Raw genomic sequence first — 24580 nt, forward strand, 5'->3', positions numbered from 1 at the left:
GCCATCTAATCGCCGCTTAAAATAGGTGGCGAACTCCCTTTTAATTAAACTGTCTACTTTATAGGGTTCAGTTCAAAGTTGTGAGCCTGGTCTTTTTTATTTTTTATAATTACACATTTGTACATAACAAAGTTTAAGCCATTTCATATCTTAATAATGGTAGGGAGGTCAAATAGATATCATAGTAACGTTGGCGATTATGACCACAAAGACAACAACTTTAGTTTTTCTTTAATCGTAGTACTTAAAATTATCATCCCTTCTCTATTCAGAAAATTGCCTTCCACAGTTGTGGAAGGCGATTTTTTTGTTTATTCGGATACTTACCGATTCTTTTATCACTCTTTTAATTTTTCTAATTCAACTTATTTATTGATAAAGGTTTTATTGGAAATTTTTATTCCACAATCGAGCCTATATTATTGAATAACTTTTTGGATTACCAAACGACACTTTGGGAACGTTTTTGGACAGGTTGGTATTACCCGTTGTGAGGCAACGAATATTTTTGCTACAATTAAACTAATTATACTCAGGGAGGTAATTCTATTGAACTTATTTCTATTTAAGTGTGACGCTGATACCGAAAGTATGGTGATTAAAAAATAACTGGTAGAGGGGTATCTAATGGGTACTATTAATATTAATATTGATTTAGTTAAAAGATTAATAAATCAACAATTTCCTAAATGGGCAAATTTAGAGATCAAACCTGTAAAAGTTAGTGGACATGACAATAGAACATTTCACTTGGGTGACCATATGAGTGTAAGACTTCCAAGTTCAGAACATTATGTTGCTCAAGTGAATAAAGAACAAAAGTGGCTACCTAAATTAGCAAAAGAACTTTCTTTACCTATACAAACACCGATAGCAAAAGGGCAACCTAATGATGAATATCCGTTCCCATGGTCTATCAACAAGTGGATAGATGGAGAGACCTTAACTCCCATAAATATTAAAGATATAAATCAGTTCGCAAGAGATTTGGGAGCGTTTTTAATTGAATTTCAATCAATTGATACTACTGGAGGTCCAGTAGCAGGTACACATAATTTTTATAGAGGCGGAGACATTGCAGTATATGACAAACAATTCAGAGAGGCAATTGACCCCAATAAAGATACTTTAGACGCTATTTTATTGCTCGAAATGTGGGATCTTGCCCTAGAATCAAAATGGTCTAAAGATCCAGTATGGGTTCACGGTGATATAGCACCCGGTAATATTCTTGTTAAAGAAGGAAAGCTCTATGCAATAATTGATTTCGGAGTTTTGGGTATAGGAGACCCAGCTTGTGATGCAGCCATGGCATGGACTTTTTTTGATGATAATAGTAGAAAAATATTTAAAAATGCATTAAATATAGATGAAGAAACATGGAACAGAGCAAGAGGATGGGCTTTATGGAAGGCTTTAATTACGTATAATTGGAATAGAAATTCAAACATAACAATTGCAGAAGAGGCGTATCGTGTCATTCATATTATCCAGAAGGATTACGAAATAGAAAAAAACAAAAATTAACAGTGTGTCCGAATATGAATGATACAGAGAACAACTATGCTTTTTTATATTTTGTAGATGAAGTGGGTATTGAATACTTGATCCAGGTTATTAACGACCTGGATTTTCTTATTGTCAGATAGATATTATATACATCGAAAAAAGCGGCGAAATCACTAAGTGACATATTAAAATAACGAAAGTATTAGATGACACACTCGTCACAATAATTAGAAAATAGATATTTTTATTTAATTATTTACGTAAATAAAAATGCCGAAAACCCTTAATATTAAAGGCTTTCGGCAATATGGTCTCGACAGGGTTCGAACCTGCGACCCCCACCTTGTCGAGGTGGTGCTCTCCCAGCTGAGCTACAAGACCTTGATGATTCTATTTACATATTACCATACAAAATTAAAAAATCTATTAAATTTTTAATAAAAAGACAAAAATTGTTTTTCTTTTGTGATTGGATTCCGATGCTATTTTGTTAAACGATAAATTAGAAATTTTTCGTAAGGATTTTTTTCATATAAACCAGGTAGCAAGATTTCTTTCATGAATTGAAATGAAGACTGAGTTTCTAAATAATATTGATAGTCATCTGAAGGGTAATAGAAGATTAAATCGATGTCTCGTTTCGTTTTCTCATAGGACAATAAAATATTATCGTACACTTTCATAAATACTTGTACAGAAAACGGATTAAAGAAATAAAATTTATTTTCTTCAGGTTGAATTTCATATTTTTCGGCTAAACATCTGTGAAAATGAATGGCTCCTTTATTTTTCCCCACATTTTTAAAATAGTTTTTTGCATTCTTTATTGCTTCATCTAAAAAGTGTTCATTCATATCGATACCTACACAATTTGAATGATACTTATAATGAATAAAGAAATTTAATCTACCTTTACCACAACCAAAATCGACTATTGTGTCTTGATCGCTTATTTCATATTGATTAAATAATTCTTCTAAAGCAGCGTAAGGAGTAGGTTCATAGGGGTGATAATGGACGGAATTATTGACTTCCATTTGTTTAGAGCGAGTATTTATATGGAGCACTTTATCGTACTGATATTCTTTCAACGTGTTGCCTCATTTCATATTTCATCATTAACCTATATTATCATATCATGTCTTTTCACATATTTTATTATTTTTTATTGTGCCTTTGTCTAATGTTTGGATCCTACGTTAAAGATGATAGTACGAAGTATTTGAAAAAAAGGTGGGATCATCTTGGATAAAAGTGAATATAAAAGTTATAAAAGGGACTATCCGACTTTACCATGGGTAATGAAACAAACATGGATCGATAATTTGTTTATCCATTATCCAGTAAAAAAAGAAGTTCTTCAAAAACTTGTACCCAATTCGTTAAAAATTGATACATATGATGAAGTAGGGTGGGTAACGGTTGTTCCCTATCTCATTACTGACATGCGCGGTAGAGGTCTTCCACCGTTACCTGGAATAAGGAAATATCCAGGATTTAACATTCGGACTTATGTAAAGGTAAATGACAAACCTGGCGTTTTTTTCTTTTATCTTGCAGCTGCCAACTGGTTTGCGGCAAAAGCAGCGAAAACCTTTTTTCGATTACCTTACTTTTTTGAACCTCTCAAAATGGAGCAAGAAAAGGGAATTGTGAATTTTGAAGGGCAGATGAGTATTGGACAATTCAACTGTCAATATAAATCAATAGCAACACCATATATCACTAAAAAAGGGTCCATAGATGAATGGTTATTAGAACGATATTGTCTTTTTACAATAAGTAAAGAAGGTAAACCGTTGCAATGTAATATTTTACATCCATCTTGGGTCGTATTTGATGGGGAAGCAGAGATACAAGAAAATCTATTGAGGTCAAGTTTTCATATCGTTCCGGAATGCGAAAACCCCATTTTACATGTTGGTAAAAGGGCTGAGGTCCGAATTTGGCCGTTAGGAAAGGTGGAGTGAAAATCAAGTGATATCTATCGTTTTTTTATATTAAAAAATAAATTTGAACAAATAGTGAAAAAGTTATGGCTAATTTGTGAACGTTTGTTGTATACTATGTATATAGTAAGACAACACAAGGGGGAGTGACGATAATGTTCAAATTATTTAAGAATGTTTGTGCACTACTTATCGTTTCTGGAATTATTTTATTTATTGCGAGCTTCTACACAAATATATCCATTTGGTATGGTATTGAAATAGCTAAATGCGGCGGGTTCTTATTTATTATTGCAATCTTTATGCAACTACTTTTTGAAAAAGAAGCCGAAAACAATCATTCAAAACAGCAGCTTGTAGAATAATTGTAATAATATAAAAGCTAATATAGAATCCCTTTTAAGTAGACTATGTTAAAACTGTAGTACGCTGCAGATAACATTTTACTTAAAGGGGATTTTTTCTATGTCTAAAATAAAACATTCAAATGGATTTAAACACTAGAGGTAGTACAGCATTTATTTTGTTGAAATAAAGGGAAGTATAAAGCATTTTTGATTCTATTAATGAAATCGTTGCAAGAACTAATGGGTAGGGACCAAAGTAAATCCGGTACTCTATATATATTGATCTTATTACTCCCTTCCGATGTAGTTTTGTAAAAGTTCCTCGGCCATTTCACATATACGGTTTACCATCTCTTGCGGTTCTATTACCTTAGCAGCAGTACCCAATTGATAAAAGTAATTGGAAACGAAATCTATTTCGTTATGTTCAATAGTCGTATCTATATAACCTTGCACTTCATTTTTCATTACAATATAAGGTACTAGCCAAGGTTGACTTTGACATTGCCGAACGCCTTCTCTTGTTAATTCAACATAAAGTCTTATAGGGTTGTGTTGCTCTTGGTGCGGTTGGCGAATCAACCAATCCTCAAGTGTAATCTTAGGATCATAAATCTTATTTAACCTACTAAGGGATTGAATTCGATCCATTCTGAACAATCTTATCTCGCCAATAGTTAGATCAAACCCGGGAATATACCAAAAGCCGTTATAAGCGTAGGTACCGAGAGGAACTATTTCTTTAATGGAAGATTGCGATTTTGAAAAATATGCAATTTGTACGATTTGTTTTTCTAAAGCCGATTCAATGATGTCTTGAAGATAGGACGAAGGTAAATCTCTTTTTATATTCCAAAAGGCTAATACTGAAGAAAGTTTATCCACTTTTCTTTTCATATCGGGAGTAAGCGATGTATAAAGTTTGTTGGAAACCTCTTTAATATCAATTTCAAAAGGAATGGATTGGTAGTATTTTAACGATTCAAAAGTAAAGAAAATTGCAAAGGCTTCATGCTCATTGAAAAGAATAGGTGGCAATATCCGATTGTCTAAAACGCGATAACCACCGTTACGTCCAGATTCTGTATAGAGAGGGACACCCATCTCATTTAGTTCTGCAAGATATCGATGTGCTGTTCGTAAAGAGATATTGAACTCATAAGCAACATCTTGAGCGGTAAATTGACGTTTTGCATTAACATACATAATGAGTTTGAATAGTAGTTTTGTTTTAGACAAAAAATTCACTCCTCTTTCGGTAATAACATGTCAATTATTGTCATGTTATTATGATAAGTTTAACTTTGCAAGAAGTAAATTTATCTATTTGAGGAGGTAATTATGGGTAATATTCCAAATGTAATGAATGCTGCCGTGCTCCATAGATTTGGTGGTCCGGAAGAACTGATTTATCAAGAGATGAATATGCCTAAACTAGGACAAGAAGAGGTGTTGATTGAAGTTGCCTATGCCGGTGTTGGGGAATGGGATATATTCGAACGACAGGGCGGTTATGCAAAACTGTTTGATATGAATCCAGAATTTCCTTATATACTCGGTTCTGAAGGTTCAGGGATTGTAATAGCTAAAGGGGAGAAGGTAACAAGTGTTGATTTGGGAGATGAGATTTACACACCTGCCTTTTTGAATCCTAAGGGTGGCTTTTATGCGGAATATACAGTTGTCAATGCCAAGTATGTACGCAAAATTCCAAAAGGGTTAACTATGCAAGAGGCAGCTGTAATATCAGGTGTAGGAATTACTGCTTTACGGGGACTGGAGGATGTATTATGACTATCCCAAGGAGAGACTATTCTTATTTTCGGTGCCAGTGGAGGAGTTGGACATATCGCCGTACAATTGGCAAAGACAATGGGAGCTCAAGTATTTGCTATTGCATCGGGTAAAGATGGAGTCGAATTATTGAAGAGTCTTGGTTGTAAGGCTGTTATTAATGGCAAAGAGGACGATATCTTCACCTTGGCAATGGAATTTTCACCGTCGGGATTTGATGCTGCTATTATTACAGCAGGTGGAGAGGCAGCTAATACTGCCGTGAATTGTCTCCGCAAAGGAGGACGAATCGTATATCCTTATGGAATCTATCCTGAATTGAATATACCTGAAGAAGTTGAAGCTACAGGATATCACGGGGAACCCGACCCGGAGATAATTACACGTCTTCACCGTCATATCATTCTAAATAATATTACTGTTCATATAAGTGGAATTTTTGCTTTGAAAGATGCTTATAAGGCTCATGAAGCACTTCAAAAACATTATTTAGGGAAACTTTGTATAGAAGTGAATTCATATCATCGTCTTGACTAAGATTCTTTAAAAAGCTCACATTAAAAGGATTTGTTTTTACCTTCAAACGTTATGTTTGAAGGTTTTTTTAAATAGTTAAGATAATACTTCTTCAGCAATGAGCTTATATGAGTTCGCACGGTCCTCTGGAGAATGAGTAATCGTTAAGATCATTATTTCATCTACTTTATATTTAGATTGAAGTTGAAGGAAAGAATCCTTTATTTCTTTCGGATTACCAATTATCATTTTCTTCTTTATGTTAGAAAGCTTGTCAGTTTCTTTTTCACTCAAGTTATACTGTTTAGCTTCTTCAATTGATGGGATTGTTTGTCCTTTTCCTTTATCAATTAACAATTGCCAAATTAAACTACTTAAAGCAATTTCCTCAGCTTTTTCAGTTGTTTCCGCACAAATGATAGGAACAGTAATTAATACTTGTGGAGTTTGGCCATTGTTCTTCGGTTGGAAAGATTCGCGATACGCGGCTAAAATTTGCGTACCATCTTCTTCACTCATGAATTGCCCAAAAGCATAAGCTAATCCATTTTGTGCAGCAAGAAGGGCACTTTTTTCACTTGTCCCTAACATCCATGGTAGGGGAGTGGCTTCAGGTATAGGAATGGCTGATATTTTCGAAAATTCGTGCACTGTTGGAAAATCCTGATGTAAGAAATGGAGTAATTCTTCCACTAATTGTGGTATTTGATAAACCTTTTGTAAAAAGTTATCGTTCAAAGCATTCGTTGCTTCAGCAGAACCACCAGGAGAACGACCAATCCCAATATCAATTCGATTTGGAAATAAAGTAGAAAGCATATTGAAAACTTCAGCTACTTTATAAGGTTTATAGTGGGGCAGTAAAACCGCACCGGCACCAATTCGTATATGATTCGTATGCGCCCCAATAAAACTAAGCATTACTTCTGGAGCTGAACAAGCGAGTCCAGGCAAATCATGGTGTTCAGCAATCCAATAACGCGTATAGCCTAGTGCTTCTCCTAATTGAGCAAGCTTCATCGATTCAATCAAGGCATCCTGTGCTGTTTGAATGGATGAAATCGGTGATTGATCTAAAATACTTAACTTCATTTTGGAACCTCTTTTCTAATTCTTTACTTCTACTAACGTTAATTTATAGACACCCACTTGACCTTCTTCGTATAAGTTCGTAATGGATGTGGAATATTGTTGAATTGTCCCTCTAAAAACTAAATTCTGTTCCGGTACGTTTACATCAAATGTCCCTTCATAGAGCAGCACTGCAATATCATGATAATCCTCACTCGTCACCTTGAACTCAATAAAAATCTTATGTAAACCTGAATCATTTTCTTCATTATATTTATCTACATGAATAACTCGGTCATTTAACATAATTTTATTTACCAAATAAATCATCTCCTATGGAAGTTTGTATGCAAATCATAGCATTGACAGGTGAGGGAGTAAATTAAATTGATTTTAATAGGAAACGGATTAGTTAAAAACACAATAAATAAAAAAGTTACATAAAAAAGAGCCCGACTATCGAAAGTCGAGCTCCTGAAATCCTTACATATCCCATATTAAAATTAATAACGATCCAAATACAGTAACAACTGCAATGATGATTCCATAAAGGATATTCGTATAAATTGACTTACCATCTTCAGATTCACCAGCATGCATAAATACAACGAGTTGTAAAAATGCTTGAATAAATGCTGTTACTAAAAGAATGGTCATACCCATATGAAATGACATATCTGTGAAGTAAACAAGTAAAGCGACAGCTGTTAGGATCAACGAAAAGACAAAGCCCATCACTTGTTTAGCAGGAAATAATTCTTTCATATTACATCATTCCTTTCAAATAGATGAAGCTGAAAATGAAGATCCAAACAACATCTAAGAAATGCCAGTAAAGAGAGAAGATAAATGATTTATTTGCTGTTGCAGGATTTATTCCACGTTTTTTCACTTGAATCATTATGAATAATCCCCAGAATAAACCTAACGTTACGTGCGCTCCATGGGTACCAAGTGTTGTTAATAAAGCAGCTGTAAAGGCACTTGTTTGATAAGTGGCACCAACATGGTAATAATGAGTAAACTCAAATATCTCTACTCCTAAGAAAACTAGCCCAAGTAGTAGGGTAATGCCAAAGAATGTGAGCATCGCATTTTTACGACCAAGTCTCATTGCATGAACACCAAGTCCGATTGTAAAACTACTTGTTAATAAAACGATCGTTTCAATCAAAACTGGAGTGATTTCAAAAATCTCACCAGGTGTTGGTCCAGAACCCGTACGTCCTTGTAATGTGAAATAAGCTGTAAATAGGGTAGCAAAGAGCATAATTTCTGCTCCAAGGAAAATCCAAAAGCCTAAAATATTTAACTGATTTTGATCTGTACTATATTCAAGAGGTTGCGATTGGTCAATTTTCATTATTTAGCACCTCCAATTTTAGCTTCTGTTTCTTTAATTTCTTCAACTGAAATATGGCGTCCGTGATCTTGTTCGAAGGAACGAAGAGCAAGACAAACTAAAATACCAATTAAAGCAATCACTGCTGGAACCCATAATGCAAAGACGAATGAGAATCCGGCGATGAAGAAAATAACACCCATAATGAATGGTACACCACTATTATTTGGCATATGAATTTCTTTCAGTTCACCTTTAAATAATTGATGACCATTTTTCTTAGAATCCCAGAATGTTTCGCTTGAACTAATTTGAGGAATTCTAGCAAAATTATACTCTGGTACTGGTGTATGTGTCGCCCATTCTAATGAACGAGCATCCCATGGGTCACTGCCAATATTTCTTGGCGAGTTTTTATAACTGTAATAAACATTGTATACGATTGTAACGAATCCGATTGCCATTAAAGCCGCACCAACAAATGACACCATGTTTAATGGTCCGAATCCAGTTGCTTCTGAATAAGTGTACATACGACGTGCTTGACCGTCTAAACCAGTGATATACATTGGGAAGAAGGCAAGAACGAAACCAACTGTTAATAACCAGAAAGTAGATTTTCCGATTTTTTCATTTAACATGAAACCAAAGAATTTTGGCCAGTAATAAGTTAACCCAGCTAGCATCGCGAAAACAACACCAGGAATAATCGTATTATGGAAGTGGGCAACTAAGAACATTGTATTGTGGTATTGGTAATCCGCTGCAGACATCGCAAGCATAACCCCTGTAACCCCACCAATTGTAAATAGTGGGATAAATGCTACAGAATAAAGCATTGGGACGGTAAAGCGAATTTTCCCTTTCCACATTGTAAATAGCCAGTTAAAGATTTTAACCCCTGTTGGTACTGCGATCGCCATCGTCGTAATTGAGAAGATACTGTTAGTTAGTGCACCTTGACCCATTGTAAAGAAGTGGTGAGTCCATACTAAGAATGATAGTAGGGAGATTAACACCATTGACGCTACCATGGATTTATATCCATATAAATTACGGCGAGAGAATGTTGAAATAATTTCACTGTAAATACCAAAGGCAGGTAAAATTAAGATATATACTTCAGGGTGTCCCCAAATCCAGAAGAAGTTCGCCCAAAGCATATCCATACCACCGTTAGTTGTAGCAAAGAAATGCGTACCGAATAATCGGTCAGTAGTTCCCATTAATAATGCAATTGTTAAAACTGGGAAAGCAAAAACAATAATGATATTCGCAATGAAAGCAGACCATGTAAACATTGGCATTTTCATTAATGTCATGCCGGGTGCTCTCATTTTTAAGATTGTTGTACACATGTTAATACCCGTCATTAAAGAACCAATACCTGAGATTTGAAGAGCTAACATGTAATAGTTTGTTCCAACAGATTCACTGAAATCATTCCCAGCAAGAGGGAAGTAAGAAGTCCAGCCAGCATCTGGTGAACCACCGATTACGAATGAAATATTAAATAACATCGCCCCTACAAAGAATAACCAGAAGCTAAGTGCATTCAAACGTGGGAACGCTACGTCACGCGCACCAATTTGTAAAGGCACAATTAAGTTCATAAACGCGAAGATAAATGGCATTGCCATAAACATAATCATGACAACCCCGTGTGTTGTGAAAATTTCATTATAGTGTTGTGCATCTAATAATTTTGCATCAGGTGTTGCAAGCTGAGCACGCATCATAATTGCGTCAGCTCCACCTCGGAATAACATTAGTAGGGCAGAAATTAAGTACATAATACCGATTTTTTTATGGTCGACAGTAGTTAGCCATTCGCGCCATAAATAGCCCCATTTTTTGAAATATGTTAAGCCCACAACAATACCAATACTAACTACAGCAATGGCTACCATTGAGGCATAAATAGCTGGACTTGGATGAGGTATGGCAAATCGTTCAAAGAATTCCATCCTTTTTTCTCCTTTCAAGAGTAGAAACTAGTGAATAACTAGTTTTTATCATTTCATTATTAGTGACCGCTATGGTCTGTGTGCTCCGATTCATCTGTTGAATGATGTTCGTGATGAGATGAATGATCTTCAGATTCTGCATTTGTATCAGAATCCGTATTTGTTCCATGATTGTGTTCTGGAGCAGGACTAAATTCTAAATGAGTACCAGTGAAAGTCATTTGTCCAAGATGACCTGGTTCTAATAATTGTTGGAATTCACTTTCTGTAAGTGGTTCAGCTGTTTCGTGTACTTCATCAACCCATTCATCAAAATCATCTTGAGACATGGCTGTTACATTAAATGTATTTTCTGCGAAACCTTTACCACTGAAGTTAGCATTTCGTCCCATGAATTCACCAGGACTATCAGCAGCTAAATGTAATGTTGTGACCATATCGGACATCGCATATTTTTGACCACCAAGTTGTGGAATCCAGAAACTTGTAATAGGTCCATATGAATAAAGTTTAAATTCAATTGGACGATCCGTCGGAATATAAAGGTAGTTAACTGTTTCTACCCCTTGTTCAGGATAACTAAAATGCCATTTCCAGTTAGAAGAAGAAGCGTAAATCACTAAAGGTTCTTGTTCTTCGTAACCTTCTGGTGCAGATTCAACTATATAGTTACTTTGTACGGAAACAAATGATAAGTAAGCAACAATCAATACAGGTATACCTACACAAATTGCTTCTACCCATTTATTCCCTTCAAGATGAGGTGGTTCATAATCCTCACTTTGTTTTGAAGCTCGGTACTTAATTAATATATAGCCTAACATCACCATGACAACAATGACGATAACTGCCATAATGCCAATTGACAACATAATGTCACTTGCTTGTCTCTCAGCCTGTGGTCCTTTAGGGTCTAAAACTAAAAGAGGTTCACAACCTGTAAGAATGAGAAGAAGTGCCATTACGGACGTTAGAAATGTCCATTTTTTTATCATTTCAATATTCACCTTCCCTTTATTGTTGTTAGAACAACACTGGTGTTACTTCCATCAACTCTATTACTATTCTAATAAAATTGATTAAAAAAGGAATCACTAAAACCCGTATTTCACGTAACGTTCATAATCCATTCATAAGTTATTCACGAAAAGTTCACCAGTAGTCCACCAGTTAGACACGGAAAGTTCAATATTTATCTAGTTCCCATCAGAAAAGGGGATATATGGATGAATAGGAGAAATAAAGGATATAAAAGGGAGAAAATATCGGAGAAAATTAAAAAAGATCTCTTGAAAAAGAGATCTTAACTGCAAAAAAGATTTTCTTGATATAATAATTTAATCGTTTAAAAGCACTTTTTAAAGAAGGAAAAACAAATTGCTCTGCAATATAATATCATTTAGCTGTTATATTTCAATTTATTAGCATTTGCTCAAAATAAGGATATTTTTCTATTATAAAATGATATTCCATTAATCATTCGTTTTGTTATCTTGAAATTCAATTTTCTTTAAAGCTCTTTCAAAATTTTGTTCTTGTGAAATTTCTTCACGACTGTTATGTTTCTTCGGTTTCTTTTCTTTACGGAATGTTGTTTTTTCTTTTTTCGCCATCGAATTCACCCCTTATGTGTATTTTGGTCGAAATGTAATTCGAAATACTTAGCAATAAATGGTTCTTACCAATCAAAATCATTTTTTTTAATTTATATGCCCTTCCAATAAGCTTCTTTACGACATCTACTAGTATGGAAGGAAGGTGATAAAATGGGACCAGAGCGTAAAGCTAATTATGAAGGAAACGAAGAAAGACATCCAAACCGAATTGAAAGTGAAGTTATTTTTGATCGAAATTCCCTTATTATTAGTCAAAAATTTTGTGTGGAAGCAACTGTAGGGGCAGAAGAAAAGTTGATTATTGAAAAAGTAGTAATTTCTGAAGATGATGATACATTGCAGTTCAATGAATCATCTTTTTATGAAGAGGAAATTCAAGAAGAAGTAAAGATTCGACAAGATTATACCCTCATTTACGCAGCTCCTGCCAATCCCATGCGTTCGCCACTATTAATGACCGTGATTGCCAAAAATTTATCAGACAATGATGTTTTAGTATGCTTAGAAGACGATGCAGAAATTTTAGTGGAAGAAATTGTTCCCGCTCAATCTGAATTAGCTTTGACAGCACAAAATGCATTATTTTTAAGAGCTTTAGCCCTTAGTCCAAGTCAAGTACAGTTTTTTATTAGCGTTTTTCATCCAACACATTTGTTTTAGCACAATTTCATTGTAATCCGATAACCCCTTATTGGTGTTCTCAAAGTTATATTTATTATAGAAAACCTCTATAAAAATATAACTAAAAATTTTATAGGTATTACATAGTTTTCATTTTATGAGGTTCTCTCATTCAATAATGAAAATGTATAATCATCTTTTAAAATATTTATTGTTACTTACTAGATTTATAGAAAACTTCATGATCAAACATCACTTTATACCCACAGGATACCTATTACCATTTACCCTTTATTCTAAAAGAGGGATATCTTTACAAATGTTAAAAAGTAACTTAACAATGGAAAGTTACGATTTAGTTGAAAGATTACTAAATGGAATTTAGGAGTGATTCAAATTGATCAACAATTTATCTAGTAGAGCAAAAAGAAAAATAATGACTGTTCTAGCAACATCCGCTATCTTACTTCCAGCTTCTCTATCAACAACGAGTGCAACAGTAGAAGCAGCGAACGTACATAACAGTACTTTTGAAGTTTCTGATATTGCCTTTTCGGTTGGAGCGGATGAATCTCAACGTACTTTTAATTGGTATACTGCCACTACAGACAAACCAGGTGTTATTCAAATAGCAAAAGCAAATAACGGGAATGGACAAAAGTTCCCTAAAGGGAAAACAAAAACAATTGAAGCCACATTAGAGGAAGCTACTAGTGGTGAATCTAGCCATGAAGCAATGATTACTGGATTAAAAGAAAATACAACTTATAACTATCGATTTGGTGATGGTGAAGGGAATTGGAGTGAAACTTATACATTTACCGTAGGAGGAGATGACGATTTTAACTTTTTATTCTTCGGTGATCCACAAATCGGTTCAAGTGGAAACATTGTAGCCGATGGACAAGCTTGGCAAACAACTTTAGATATTGCTTTAGACCAATTTCCAGCAACCGATTTTTTAATATCAGCAGGGGATCAAGTAAACAAATCTAATAATGAAGAAGAATATGAGGCTTACTTTTCTCCAGATGAAATAAAACAATATGCAATTCAAACAACCGTAGGTAATCATGATAATTCAGCAACATATGCTAGTCACTTTAATGTTCCAAATGAATCCACGTTAGGCGCAACGAGTGCAGGTGGAGATTATTCTTATCTATATAATGATGCTTTATTTATCGTTTTAAATAGCAACAATCGTAATAACGAAGAACATGCTCAATTTATTGAAGAAACAGTCGCTGCAAATCCTGATGTAAATTGGAAATTTGTTGTTTTGCACCACTCGATTTATAGCGAAAATAGTCATAAATATGATCGTGATGTGCTGGAACGTCGTGAAAAATTAGTACCTGTTTTTGATGAAAACGACATTGATGTCGTATTAATGGGGCATGATCACGGTTATGTCCGTACTTATCAAATGGAAGCCAATCAACCATTATTTGAACAAAATTTTGTGTCCGAAAACACAGTCAAAGATCCAACAGTTGTACTTTATTTAACAAGTAATTCCTCTTCCGGTAGTAAATATTATCATTGGAAAGATGACGCTGCATTTTATACAGCATTAAGAAGTCAAAATTATAACCCATCCTATTCCAATGTAGAAGTTACAGACAATACATTTACTTTTACAACTTTTGATGTAATCACCGGACAAGTTATCGATGAATATAAAATCATCAAGTAAGAACAAAGTTACATTAGTAGGTAAAACCTTTTAATAAAGAGGTTTTACCTACTTTTTTTAAAACTTTTAAAACATGACACCAAGATGTATAGGTATATTCATTCACTACAATCATCCTGTCAGTATTAAATGATTAGTTTTGACTGCTTATTATTTCTCCCATTTACATTTTGAAAACGCTTTAATTTTTTCTGCATATGTAAGGTACTATACACATACCGTTAGATAACTGAGTATTCTAAATAATTGTGAACAATGATTGACAATTTTTTAGACAACATTACTCAATTAAACAATAAGGAGATGTCATTTATGGATTTTACTTTAACAGATGAACAAAAAATGATTCAAAAAACAGTTAGAGATTTTGTTAACAAAGAATTAAAGCCGCTAGAGCAAGAAGTTTTGAAAAATGAAAGAGAAGGCAGACCAGGCATTTCACGGGAAAAAGTGAAAGAATTACGGGATAAAGCTAAAGAGATCGGATTCTGGGGTATTAATACACCTGAAGAATATGGTGGGGCAAATTTAGGTCCAATTATGTCTGTGTTAATTGCAATGGAATTAGGAAGAACTTTTGTACCTTTTAACTTCGGAGGTTCAGCAGACAACATTTTATATTTATGTAATGAAGAACAGAAACAAAAATATTTAATCCCTACTATCAATGGTGAGAGACGTTCATGTTTTGCATTGACTGAGCCAGGTGCAGGATCTGATGCAAGAAGTATTCAAATGCAAGCTGTAAAAGACGGGGACCATTGGGTTTTAAATGGTGAAAAAGTATTTATTACGAATGGAAACGAAGCAGATTTTGCGATGGTTTTTGCAGTAACGGATAAAGAAAAAGGGGCCAATGGTGGTGTTACTTGTTTCCTTGTAGACAGAGAAATGGGTTGGGAATCGGAGCCAATTCACACGATGGGTGAATGGGGACCAGCTACGCTAATTTTTGATAATGTTAGAGTCCCAGAAGAAAATATTTTAGGTGAATTAGGTCAAGGCTTTAATCTTGGTATGCAATGGATCGGCCAAGGTCGCTATATGATCCCTGCAGGAGCCATTGGAGCAGCAGAACGATTACTACAAATGGCAATTGATTATTCAAAAACGCGTATTACATTTGGTAAACCAATTGCTGAACGTCAAGCAATTCAATGGATGATTGCAGATTCAGCTGTTGAAATCGAAGCAGCAAAATGGATTGTATTTAGAGCTGCTTGGATGGCTGAGAATGGAATGGATGCTCGTCACCAATCTTCCATGGCGAAATTAAACGGAGCTATTATGGCGAACCAAGTAGTAGATCGTGTTTTACAAATTCATGGTGGTATGGGTTATACAAAGGAGTTGCCAATCGAACGCTGGTATCGTGAGTTAAGACTTTATCGCATTTTTGAAGGTACTGATGAAATTCAACGCCGTACGATTGCACGTAATATACTTAAAGGTCACGTGAAAGTGGGAGAACTTCTTTAATTTTCTAACAGACGGATATTTTAAGTAAAAATAAGCAAAACATACTATCCAGTCAGTTCTTATTTTTTTCCAAAATACTAACCAGTCAGTTTTTTTTCAACTCAAAATACTATCCGGTTAGTTAGTAAACTTCTATTTTTCTAGAGTTACCCTTTAGAAAGGGGGAGAAGGCAATGAAATCGGAAAGAGTAGCAGCAATTGTTGGGGTGGCTGAATCTGATTTAGGAAAAACGCCAGGTAAAAACGTATTACAGCTACAAGCACAAGCTGCCAAGTTAGCATTAGAGGACGCTGGGTTAACAAAACATGATGTGGATGCCATATTTACTGCCGGAAATTGGGCATGGGCACCTAATTTAATGTTAGCTGAATATTTAGGTATTCAACCTAAGTATACCGATTCAACGAATATAGGTGGCTCTTCTTTTGAAGCCCATGTTGGCCATGCGGCAGCTGGGATAAAAGCAGGTTTATTCGACGTTGCCCTTATTACGTACGGAAGCACGAATCGAACAAAACCAGCTAATTCAAGTTTTCAATCGCCGTTAACTGCGCAATATGAAATTCCATATGGTCTTCCTACTCCAGTAGGAGCATATGCATTAGCGGCAACGAGACATATGCATCAATACGGTACCACATCAGAACAGTTAGCTGAAATTGCTGTGGCAACAAGAAAATGGGCTACTTTAAATGAAAAGGCTTACATGAGAGAGCCGATTGAAATAGAAGACGTACTTAATTCCCGTCTTATAGCGGAACCACTTCATTTATTGGATTGCTGCTTAGTTTCGGATGGTGGAGGAGCGGTGATCGTTGCTTCCAACAGAGTAGCTTCAACATTAAAGAAAAAACCTGTTTGGATTTTAGGTCATGGGGAGTCCCATTCCCATAATACCATTACAAACATGCCAGATTTGACCATGACGAGTGCACGGGAATCTGGTAAAGCTGCTTTTGAAATGGCAGGAATATCTCATCATGAAATTGATGTAGCTGAAATTTATGATTCTTTCACGATTACAGTTTTATTAACTTTGGAGGCATTAGGATTTTGTCAACCTGGGGAAGGAGGCGCATTTGTCAGTGGACAACGAACGGCCCCAGGTGGTGATTTCCCGATGAATACCAATGGTGGCGGATTGTCTTATTGCCATCCAGGAATGTATGGAATCTTTTTACTAATAGAGGCAGTGAGACAACTCCGAGGAGAATGTAATGCTCGTCAAGTAGATGACGCAAAAATTGCATTAGTCCACGGAACTGGAGGAGTGCTTTCTTCTACTTCTACGGTCATTTTAGGGAGGGATTAAATTGATAAAAGATTTAATTAAATCCGGGATCGATGACGAATCTAGACCTTATTGGAATGGATTAAAAGATAAAAAACTATTTATACAACAATGTGGGGATTGCCAAAAGTCTATCTTTTATCCGCGCTCAATTTGTCCCCATTGTTTTTCAGATAATATCAATTGGCTTGAAGCAAATGGTACGGGAACAATATACAGTTTTACCACTGTCCATCAAGGATATGGACCATTCAAAGGAGAGACGCCTTATACAGTCGGAATAGTGGAGCTTGATGAAGGCGTTCGAATGATGACAAGAATTATAGGGGATTACAACGAAATTAAGGTAGATAAACGAGTTTCGATCATATTTAAAGAAGTGGAAGAAGATTTTGTACTACCTTATTTTCAAGTGATTACGTAATGAATCCATAAAATGAAATAGGTTTCGATCAATTGTTATGAGAGTTTAAACGGAAGAATCCCTCCTTCCGTTTCCTTTTTATTAATTAGAAAGAAGATGAAAATTATGATGGATAGGAAGGCGTTCTTTTTACTAGGATTCATTATGTTTTTGACGATGACAGGTTATGGAATAGTACTTCCTACATTACCATTTTTAGCTGACGACTTACATCTCTCATCTGTACAAATGTCATCTTTAATTATTATTTGGGCCATTTCCCAATTGATTACTGCACCTTTATGGGGACGTTTAGCGGATAGAATAGGGAGAAAACCTGTATTAATATTCGGAGTATTTGGGTTTGGAATCGCTTTTTTACTATTAATCTTTGCTCAAAACTATTGGCAATTAGTACTTGTAAGGCTGATTGGTGCTGCACTATCATCAGGTGCCCAACCTGCTGCTTATTCGATGGTAGCTGACCAGACAGAAAAGATGCATCGAAGCAAAGCAATCGCGAAAATGGGGGCCGTTAATGGGCTTGGTTTTCTTTGTGGTCCTGCAATTGGAGGTGTATTTTCCCCATTAGGAGTAATGGTACCATTTATCATTGCAGGTTCTTTAGCACTTATTACGTTACCCTTTGCATGGTGGTTCATCAAAGAATCTGCTGTAATAAACGACGAAGAAAACAGATTAAAAGAAGAAAGAGATACACTGTCCCTTTGGAAGTCGATCGGAATGATCACTAAAACAGGCTATTGGAATCACTATACAATTATTCTCGGCTTATCCATTGCCGCTTCTAGTTTTTTTGGACTGCTTGGCTATTTTATGATTGCGAAATTTGATGCGTCTTCATTATTTGTTAGTTTAGCCTTTAGCGCTCAAGCGGGAATGTCCGTAATCGTTCAATTCTTTTTCCTAAATAAAATTTACGAATATTTAGATGAAGAAAAAATATGTAAAATTGGCCTAGTCATTGTCATTGTTGGTTATGGTTTTATCAGTTTTTCTCCATACGTTTGGGCAGTAATATTCGGTTGTACATTAACTGGTTTAGGGCAGGCATTAGTTCGACCGACTACGACTGCTATGTTATCCAAACAAAATGAAATGGGGCAAGGTATTACCATGGGCTTACAACATTCAATGGATAGTTTAGGAAGAATACTTGGTCCACTTTGGGGTGGATGGATTTTTACACTCTTTATATCTGGTCCTTTTGTTACTTCGGCGATTATTACCGCTTTACTTTTAGGTATAACATACATCACTACTCATCAACAAAATCTTCAAACAAAAAAAGCATAATCAATAGGGAAACGGCATCTCTATTGAATCACTTGTTTCATGTGTGGCTAAAGAAAATTGAAAACGTTTTCTAGTTAAATTATTAACTATGAAAATAGTAAATCATTAATAGGAGGATAACATGCTACTAACTGAATTGCTGAAAGAAAATATTAATAAGTTTGGTGAGTATGATCTTCTATATTATCATGACAAAATTTATACAAACATTGATACAGAAATGATTTCATCAAAAGTTTCTAGTTTAATTCGTTCCCTTGGAATTGAAAAAGGGGATCGTGTACTCATATGTATGCCAAATTGTCCGGAAGTCATTTTTTCTTATCAAGGAGTGCTAGGAGCAGGAGCAATAATCGTCCCCGTCATGTATTTACTACATGAGAATGAAATAAATTTTATTCTAAAAAATTCAGAAGCGAAAGCTGTTATTACTGCATCAACCTTATTAACGAAGATTATTAACGCCTCAACAGATTTGGCTAATAAACCAAAAATCATATGTATTAATCAACGAGAAAATATTGAAATCGAACAAGTAGATATTGAGGTTATTGAATGGGAAAGCGCCCTCGCAAATAGATCAATCATTAAAAACGAGCCGTTGGAGATGGAAGAAACGGATGTTGCCGTTATTTTATATACATCTGGTACTACGGGTGTACCAAAAGGGGTTATGTTAACCCATAAAAATTTGTATGCCAATTCGATGTCTGGTGTATCCCTTAGAGATGACGAAACAAGAGGTACGACAATTGGCGTACTACCGTTAGCACATATTTACGGGTTTGGCATTATGAATAGCATGTTTTTACTTGGAAGTTCGGTTGTCATTTTTTCAAAGTTTGATGCAGAAGAAGTATTTAAAGTAATCGAAAAGTATAAAGTAAAATCCTTCGCAGCAGTTCCTGCGATGATTCATGCGATGGTATATCACCCGAATGCAGCTAATTATGATTTATCGAGTTTGGAGACAGTAGGTTCAGGTTCCGCTGCTCTTGCTGTTAGTTTACGCCATAAATTTAAAGAAAAGTTTGGAGCTGAAGTGCGGGATGCCTACGGATTATCAGAAGCTTCACCAGGTGTAGCATCACAACGAAATGACATGCCGATTAAAGAAGGTTCTGTTGGAATTCCAATGCCAGGTGTAAAAATTAAAATTGTTGATGAAAAAGGCAATGAATTAGCGGTTGGAGAAGTGGGAGAGTTGCTCGTTCAAGGTGATAATGTGACGCCTGGTTATTTCCGAAATGAAGAAGCTACGAAAAAAGCATTACAAAATGGATGGCTCCATACTGGCGATATGGCAAAAGTGGATGAAGAAGGTTATTTGTATATTGTTGACCGTAAAAAGGATTTAATTATTCGTGGTGGCTTTAATATTTATCCACGAGATTTAGAGGAATTACTTGTTAAACACGAAGAGGTTTTAGAAGCTGCCGTGATCGGTATTCCTTCAGAAAGAATGGGGGAAGAAATTCTTGCTTGCATCGTAAAAAAAGATGGAGCAACAGTAAGTGAAGGAGATATAATCGCGTATTGCCAAAAAAACTTAGCAAAATATAAAACTCCCCGTCATGTTGTTTTTATTAACGAACTCCCTCGAAATGGAGTAGGTAAAATACTCAAAACAAAGTTAAGAGAACAATTTGCAGAGTTCCCGGTAGAAAAATAAGTATCTTTCAATATACATGAAAGGAGGAAGGATTCGATTGGTCAATAAAACGCCTTCACTATTACAAGTGGAAGAAATGAAAACAGTTTTTAAAACCCGAACGGCAAATTTGGAAGCGGTTGATGGCGTTTCATTTAGTATATCTAAAGGAGAAACGGTTGCTATTGTTGGTGAATCAGGATCTGGAAAAAGTGTGTCCGCATTATCCATTTTAAGATTATTAGATCGTAACGGAGAAGTTACATCCGGAAAGATTTTATACAACGATTTAAATTTAAAAGATTTAAGTAATGATGATATTCGAAAAATTAGAGGAAACGAAATTGCCATGATTTTTCAAGATCCGATGACGTGCTTAGATCCGGTATATACGATTGGTGATCAAATTATTGAAACGATTAAAATTCATGAAGACTTAAGTAAAAAAGAATATAAAGACCGTGCCCTCGAACTATTAAAATTAGTTGGACTCCCTGATCCTGAAAGCCGAATTAATGCATATCCTCATCAATTATCAGGGGGACAAAGACAGAGAGTCATGATTGCGATAGCCCTTGCTTGCCGACCAAACTTAATTATTGCTGATGAGCCGACAACTGCTCTTGATGTAACAGTTCAAGCTCAAATTATGCAATTATTAAAAGATTTACAATCCCAATTTGGAACAGCAATTATACTAGTAACCCACGATTTAGGTGTAGTAGCGGAAATGGCTGACAAAGTTGTCGTCGTTTATGCAGGTCAAGTTGTGGAACAATCGAATGTGAAGGATTTATTTAATCACCCAGAACATCCTTATACACAAGCTTTACTACAAAGCATCCCAAAAATCGATACAGATCGTAACCGTCGATTGCAAACGATTAAAGGAAATGTTCCTAGTTTAAGAGATATTCCTTCCGGATGTCGATTTCACCCCCGCTGTCCTTTGGCAACAGATAAATGCAAAAATGAAGAACCACCACTTTTTGAATTAAAAGAAAATCGAGTAAGTAAATGTTGGAAGGCAGATCCGACAACTGCAGAAAAGTGGGAATTTCCCACAATCGAAGACAATGAAGCGATCTTTGAAGAAAATGAACATTTAAATAATAAACAAATACTATTACAAGTAAACAACTTGAAAAAGCACTTTCCGATTACAAAAGGAATACTATCAAGAACGGTCGGTCATGTAAAAGCAGTTGATGGCGTTTCAATCGATATTTACAAAGGGGAAGTTCTTGGACTTGTTGGAGAGTCAGGATGCGGAAAATCAACGGTCGGTCGGTTAATTACAGGTCTAATCGATTCTACGGATGGTGAAGTAACCTTCGATCAGAAACAACTAGCAACAGCACATCGTAAAGAACGAAAAGGACTGAGAAAAAGAATTCAATTTGTTTTTCAAGATCCCTATAGTTCATTAAATCCGCGAATGACAATTTTAGATATTATAGGAGAACCTTTGGAAGTTCATAACATTGCAAAAGGAAATAAAAAGCGTGAAAGAGTAGCGGAATTACTTGAAATAGTTGGTCTGTCAAGAGAGGATATGCATAAATTTCCCCACCAATTTTCAGGAGGACAACGGCAAAGAATTGGAATTGCTCGTGCTTTAGCAACAGAACCAGATTTATTAATTTGTGATGAAGCTGTTTCGGCATTGGATGTATCCGTTCAAGCACAAATTTTAAACTTATTGAAAGACTTACAACTAAAACTAGGATTATCCTACTTATTTATATCCCATGATTTGAACGTAGTGAAATATATATCGGATCGAATTGCTGTTATGTATTTAGGAGAAATTGTCGAAGTAACCGATTCAGTTACGCTATTTAAAAAACCGTTACATCCATATGCAAAAGCTCTAATTTCGGCAGTACCTGTTCCAAATCCTAATATCGAGCCAGAACGAATCATTTTAAGCGGTGAAGTACCGAGCCCATCAAATCCGCCAACTGGTTGCAAATTTCATACTCGATGTCCAGCTGCGATGGAAATTTGTAAACATACAAAGCCAGAATTGAAATCGATAGCGAAAGGACATACCGTTTCATGTCATCTGTATGGAGAGGAGCTAGGAAATGGTTGAGTATATCATTAGGAGACTTATTTTCGGAATATTCGTTCTATTTATCATGACGGCATTCATTTTCATCATTATGCGGGCCGTACCTGGTGATGTCGTTACACTTCAGTTAGCAAACTCTGGCGCAACAGCTGAACAAATGGATGCGATGAAAGCCGAGATGGGGTTAGATAAAAGTATATTGGGGCAGTTGACAGATTGGGTAACAAAAGCTGTACAAGGGGATTTAGGAAATTCATTATGGTCGGGTCAGGAAGTTTCTCAAATTATTGTAGATCGATTACCCGTTACAATCCAGTTAGCGATAATGTCCATTATACTAGCAATCTTAATTGGTATTCCAATTGGAGTTATCTCAGCAGTTAAACAAAATACGTGGATTGATCATTTTTTAAAAATATTTTCTGTTAGTGGTTTATCAATCCCAAACTTTTGGTTAGGCCTCGTTCTCCTTACGGTTCTTTCATTAGCTTTAAATTGGATTCCTCCTTTAGGTTTCCAATCATTTGCAGAAAATCCAATGGTCAATTTACAGCAAATGATTTTACCTGCTATCTGTTTGGCGATTACTTTAAGTGCAAGCATTGTACGAATGACAAGGTCGGCTGTTTTGGAAGTACTTCATTCTGAATTTATCCGTACAGTTCGCGCAAAAGGTGCTAGAGAAAGAATTGTCATTTTTAAGCATGCACTTAGAAATTCGTTAGTTTCGGTTATTACATTAATCGGCTTACAAGTCGGTTATTTACTTGGAGGAACGGTTGTACTTGAATCAATTTTTGCACTTCCTGGTTTAGGTAGTTTAATTTTTGAATCCGTACTAGCAAGGGACTATCCGATTGTACAGTCAGCAGTATTGGTTTTTGGTGCAATGTTTTTACTAGTTAACTTAATTGTGGATGTGATGTATGGCTGGGTAGATCCACGGATTAGAACGAAATAACCTTGGAAATTATTATTGTTTTAAGGAAAAGGAAGTGATTCGCATGTCCCAAGTTCAATTAGACTCTGAGTTACTTAAAGGTAAATTAAAGGCGAGTAGAAATTTAAGTGTTAAAAAATTTAAAGAGGACTGCAAACGCTTTATTTTTACTCAAAAAATTGGATTTATCTCCCTTTTATTCATACTACTAGTTATTATCATTGCATTGATTGCTCCAATAATCGCTCCCTTCGATCCAATAGCCCAAGATCGCGCCGCTTTTTTAGCAGCTCCAAATTCAGAGCATGTGATGGGAACAGATGATTTAGGTCGTGATGTTTTAAGTAGACTCGTTCATGGCTCCCGTATATCGTTAATCGTTGGATTTTCAACTGTTATCATATCCATTATTCTAGGTACTTTAATAGGTATGGTTTCAGGTTATTTCGGTGGAATTGTCGATATGATTATTCAACGTATCATGGATGCCATTATGTCCATTCCGGCTTTAATTTTAGCTTTGTTTATTGCTGCATTATTAGGACCTGCAATACAAAACGTTATTATCTCCCTTGTTATTATTGAAGTACCAAGATTTGCCCGAATTGTTCGTGGGGAAATGATGAGAATTCGTGAATCAAATTATGTCGAAGCATCGCGTTCTGTAGGGGCAAGTTCATTTCGGATTATATTGAAGCATGGTTTACCAAATATGATGGCACCGATTATTGTGATGGCAAGTTTGGCATTTGGTCAGACGATTATCGCAGAAGCTTCTTTAAGTTTTTTAGGAATTGGTACGCCTCCTCCTAATCCATCTTGGGGATTAATGTTAAGTGATGCGAGCAGATATATGGAAAGCGCACCGTGGCTCGTTCTTTTCCCAGGCTTAGCTTTAAGTATATTAGTTTTAGCATTTAACTTATTTGGGGATGCTCTCCGTGATTTCCTCGATCCAAAAATGTCTTAACTATTGGAAAATTATATTTT

General features: G+C 35.5%; 24 protein-coding genes and 1 tRNA gene. 15 read left to right on the forward strand and 10 right to left on the reverse strand.

From position 1 onward, the window contains the following. Positions 1-627: 627 nt before the first annotated feature. Positions 628-1527: an aminoglycoside phosphotransferase family protein gene (locus H9636_RS16595; RefSeq protein WP_225230300.1), complete on the forward strand. Its 900-nt coding sequence runs from the start codon at positions 628-630 to the stop codon at positions 1525-1527. Between the two features lie 290 nt (positions 1528-1817). On the opposite strand, the gene H9636_RS16600 is transcribed toward H9636_RS16595, so the two are convergent. Both H9636_RS16600 and H9636_RS16605 read right to left on the reverse strand, forming a co-directional pair. Continuing rightward, positions 1818-1890: transfer RNA gene (locus H9636_RS16600), tRNA-Val, on the reverse strand. A gap of 101 nt (positions 1891-1991) precedes the next feature. After that, a complete protein-coding gene (locus H9636_RS16605) occupies positions 1992-2600 on the reverse strand; it encodes a methyltransferase domain-containing protein (protein WP_191708695.1) in 609 nt (202 codons plus the stop codon). Between the two features lie 153 nt (positions 2601-2753). Here H9636_RS16605 and H9636_RS16610 point away from each other — a divergent pair, with 153 nt between their 5' ends. Both H9636_RS16610 and H9636_RS16615 read left to right on the forward strand, forming a co-directional pair. Next, a complete protein-coding gene (locus H9636_RS16610; protein ID WP_191708696.1) occupies positions 2754-3479 on the forward strand; it encodes a YqjF family protein in 726 nt (241 codons plus the stop codon). A 134-nt stretch (positions 3480-3613) separates the two neighbouring features. Beyond that, complete coding sequence (locus H9636_RS16615; protein WP_191708697.1) at positions 3614-3823, forward strand: hypothetical protein; 210 nt, start codon at positions 3614-3616, stop codon at positions 3821-3823. Between the two features lie 270 nt (positions 3824-4093). Here the strand turns inward: H9636_RS16615 and H9636_RS16620 are convergent, their stop codons facing one another. After that, positions 4094-5053, reverse strand: a complete 960-nt coding sequence (locus H9636_RS16620; RefSeq protein ID WP_318241041.1) for a helix-turn-helix transcriptional regulator — start codon at positions 5051-5053, stop codon at positions 4094-4096. Between the two features lie 93 nt (positions 5054-5146). Between H9636_RS16620 and H9636_RS19155 the strand changes: the two genes are divergently transcribed. Further along, the gene (locus H9636_RS19155; RefSeq protein ID WP_225230302.1) at positions 5147-5599 is read left to right on the forward strand and encodes a quinone oxidoreductase family protein; all 453 of its coding nucleotides are present in this window, start codon (positions 5147-5149) and stop codon (positions 5597-5599) included. 54 nt (positions 5600-5653) lie between these two features. Then, positions 5654-6136 (forward strand): zinc-binding dehydrogenase, encoded by a 483-nt coding sequence (locus H9636_RS19160; RefSeq protein WP_318241043.1) that lies wholly within the window; start codon positions 5654-5656, stop codon positions 6134-6136. 75 nt (positions 6137-6211) lie between these two features. Here the strand turns inward: H9636_RS19160 and H9636_RS16630 are convergent, their stop codons facing one another. From H9636_RS16630 to H9636_RS16660, 7 genes are all read right to left on the reverse strand, one after another. Next, entirely contained in the window at positions 6212-7207 is a 996-nt protein-coding gene (locus tag H9636_RS16630) for an LLM class flavin-dependent oxidoreductase (protein ID WP_191708698.1), read from the reverse strand. Between the two features lie 15 nt (positions 7208-7222). Continuing rightward, on the reverse strand, positions 7223-7507 hold the full coding sequence (locus tag H9636_RS16635; RefSeq protein ID WP_191708699.1) for a DUF3219 family protein: 285 nt from the start codon (positions 7505-7507) through the stop codon (positions 7223-7225). A gap of 162 nt (positions 7508-7669) precedes the next feature. Beyond that, a complete protein-coding gene (qoxD, locus tag H9636_RS16640; protein WP_191708700.1) occupies positions 7670-7951 on the reverse strand; it encodes a cytochrome aa3 quinol oxidase subunit IV in 282 nt (93 codons plus the stop codon). A 1-nt stretch (position 7952) separates the two neighbouring features. After that, positions 7953-8549, reverse strand: a complete 597-nt coding sequence (gene qoxC, locus H9636_RS16645; RefSeq protein WP_191708701.1) for a cytochrome aa3 quinol oxidase subunit III — start codon at positions 8547-8549, stop codon at positions 7953-7955. Further along, complete coding sequence (gene qoxB / locus H9636_RS16650) at positions 8549-10495, reverse strand: cytochrome aa3 quinol oxidase subunit I (protein WP_191708702.1); 1947 nt, start codon at positions 10493-10495, stop codon at positions 8549-8551. The genes qoxC and qoxB overlap by 1 nt, the downstream gene beginning before the upstream one ends. 59 nt (positions 10496-10554) lie before the next feature. Further along, a complete protein-coding gene (qoxA, locus tag H9636_RS16655; RefSeq protein ID WP_191708703.1) occupies positions 10555-11490 on the reverse strand; it encodes a cytochrome aa3 quinol oxidase subunit II in 936 nt (311 codons plus the stop codon). A 477-nt stretch (positions 11491-11967) separates the two neighbouring features. Beyond that, on the reverse strand, positions 11968-12108 hold the full coding sequence (locus H9636_RS16660) for a hypothetical protein (RefSeq protein WP_191708704.1): 141 nt from the start codon (positions 12106-12108) through the stop codon (positions 11968-11970). A gap of 153 nt (positions 12109-12261) precedes the next feature. On the opposite strand from H9636_RS16660, the gene H9636_RS16665 reads away from it, so the two are divergent. The 10 genes from H9636_RS16665 (at position 12262) to H9636_RS16710 (ending at position 24560) form a co-directional block, all read left to right on the forward strand. Next, positions 12262-12771, forward strand: coding sequence for a hypothetical protein (locus H9636_RS16665; RefSeq protein WP_191708705.1), 510 nt, complete (start codon positions 12262-12264; stop codon positions 12769-12771). A 358-nt stretch (positions 12772-13129) separates the two neighbouring features. Further along, a complete protein-coding gene (locus H9636_RS16670; RefSeq protein WP_191708706.1) occupies positions 13130-14431 on the forward strand; it encodes a purple acid phosphatase family protein in 1302 nt (433 codons plus the stop codon). Between the two features lie 312 nt (positions 14432-14743). Next, positions 14744-15910 (forward strand): acyl-CoA dehydrogenase family protein, encoded by a 1167-nt coding sequence (locus H9636_RS16675; protein ID WP_191708707.1) that lies wholly within the window; start codon positions 14744-14746, stop codon positions 15908-15910. A gap of 173 nt (positions 15911-16083) precedes the next feature. Further along, on the forward strand, positions 16084-17223 hold the full coding sequence (locus H9636_RS16680; protein WP_191708708.1) for an acetyl-CoA acetyltransferase: 1140 nt from the start codon (positions 16084-16086) through the stop codon (positions 17221-17223). 1 nt (position 17224) lies between these two features. Continuing rightward, a complete protein-coding gene (locus tag H9636_RS16685; RefSeq protein WP_191708709.1) occupies positions 17225-17626 on the forward strand; it encodes a Zn-ribbon domain-containing OB-fold protein in 402 nt (133 codons plus the stop codon). Positions 17627-17722: 96 nt separating this feature from the next. Continuing rightward, positions 17723-18922 carry an MFS transporter gene (locus tag H9636_RS16690; RefSeq protein WP_191708710.1) on the forward strand — a complete coding sequence of 400 codons (1200 nt, stop codon included), beginning with the start codon at positions 17723-17725 and terminating at the stop codon, positions 18920-18922. A 121-nt stretch (positions 18923-19043) separates the two neighbouring features. Next, positions 19044-20594, forward strand: a complete 1551-nt coding sequence (locus H9636_RS16695) for a class I adenylate-forming enzyme family protein (protein WP_191708711.1) — start codon at positions 19044-19046, stop codon at positions 20592-20594. Between the two features lie 37 nt (positions 20595-20631). Beyond that, on the forward strand, positions 20632-22671 hold the full coding sequence (locus H9636_RS19310) for a dipeptide ABC transporter ATP-binding protein (RefSeq protein ID WP_263604297.1): 2040 nt from the start codon (positions 20632-20634) through the stop codon (positions 22669-22671). Continuing rightward, positions 22664-23611 carry a nickel ABC transporter permease gene (gene nikB / locus H9636_RS16705; RefSeq protein WP_191708713.1) on the forward strand — a complete coding sequence of 316 codons (948 nt, stop codon included), beginning with the start codon at positions 22664-22666 and terminating at the stop codon, positions 23609-23611. The genes H9636_RS19310 and nikB overlap by 8 nt, the downstream gene beginning before the upstream one ends. A gap of 43 nt (positions 23612-23654) precedes the next feature. Beyond that, positions 23655-24560, forward strand: a complete 906-nt coding sequence (locus tag H9636_RS16710) for an ABC transporter permease (RefSeq protein WP_191708714.1) — start codon at positions 23655-23657, stop codon at positions 24558-24560. Positions 24561-24580: the final 20 nt, after the last annotated feature.

The organism is Ureibacillus galli (assembly GCF_014836845.1).
GTDB lineage: Bacteria > Bacillota > Bacilli > Bacillales_A > Planococcaceae > Ureibacillus > Ureibacillus galli.

Excerpts from the sequence above, each read along its gene's own strand:
- H9636_RS16665 (WP_191708705.1), top strand. The coding sequence starts at position 12,262 with ATGGGACCAGAGCGTAAAGCTAATTATGAAGGAAACGAAGAAAGACAT.
- H9636_RS16710 (WP_191708714.1), top strand. The coding sequence starts at position 23,655 with ATGTCCCAAGTTCAATTAGACTCTGAGTTACTTAAAGGTAAATTAAAG.
- qoxC (WP_191708701.1), bottom strand. The coding sequence starts at position 8,549 with ATGAAAATTGACCAATCGCAACCTCTTGAATATAGTACAGATCAAAAT.
- H9636_RS16615 (WP_191708697.1), top strand. The coding sequence starts at position 3,614 with ATGTTCAAATTATTTAAGAATGTTTGTGCACTACTTATCGTTTCTGGA.
- H9636_RS19155 (WP_225230302.1), top strand. The coding sequence starts at position 5,147 with ATGGGTAATATTCCAAATGTAATGAATGCTGCCGTGCTCCATAGATTT.
- H9636_RS16595 (WP_225230300.1), top strand. The coding sequence starts at position 628 with ATGGGTACTATTAATATTAATATTGATTTAGTTAAAAGATTAATAAAT.
- H9636_RS16675 (WP_191708707.1), top strand. The coding sequence starts at position 14,744 with ATGGATTTTACTTTAACAGATGAACAAAAAATGATTCAAAAAACAGTT.
- qoxD (WP_191708700.1), bottom strand. The coding sequence starts at position 7,951 with ATGAAAGAATTATTTCCTGCTAAACAAGTGATGGGCTTTGTCTTTTCG.
- qoxA (WP_191708703.1), bottom strand. The coding sequence starts at position 11,490 with ATGATAAAAAAATGGACATTTCTAACGTCCGTAATGGCACTTCTTCTC.
- H9636_RS16695 (WP_191708711.1), top strand. The coding sequence starts at position 19,044 with ATGCTACTAACTGAATTGCTGAAAGAAAATATTAATAAGTTTGGTGAG.
- qoxB (WP_191708702.1), bottom strand. The coding sequence starts at position 10,495 with ATGGAATTCTTTGAACGATTTGCCATACCTCATCCAAGTCCAGCTATT.
- H9636_RS16690 (WP_191708710.1), top strand. The coding sequence starts at position 17,723 with ATGAAAATTATGATGGATAGGAAGGCGTTCTTTTTACTAGGATTCATT.
- H9636_RS16630 (WP_191708698.1), bottom strand. The coding sequence starts at position 7,207 with ATGAAGTTAAGTATTTTAGATCAATCACCGATTTCATCCATTCAAACA.
- H9636_RS16680 (WP_191708708.1), top strand. The coding sequence starts at position 16,084 with ATGAAATCGGAAAGAGTAGCAGCAATTGTTGGGGTGGCTGAATCTGAT.
- nikB (WP_191708713.1), top strand. The coding sequence starts at position 22,664 with ATGGTTGAGTATATCATTAGGAGACTTATTTTCGGAATATTCGTTCTA.
- H9636_RS16660 (WP_191708704.1), bottom strand. The coding sequence starts at position 12,108 with ATGGCGAAAAAAGAAAAAACAACATTCCGTAAAGAAAAGAAACCGAAG.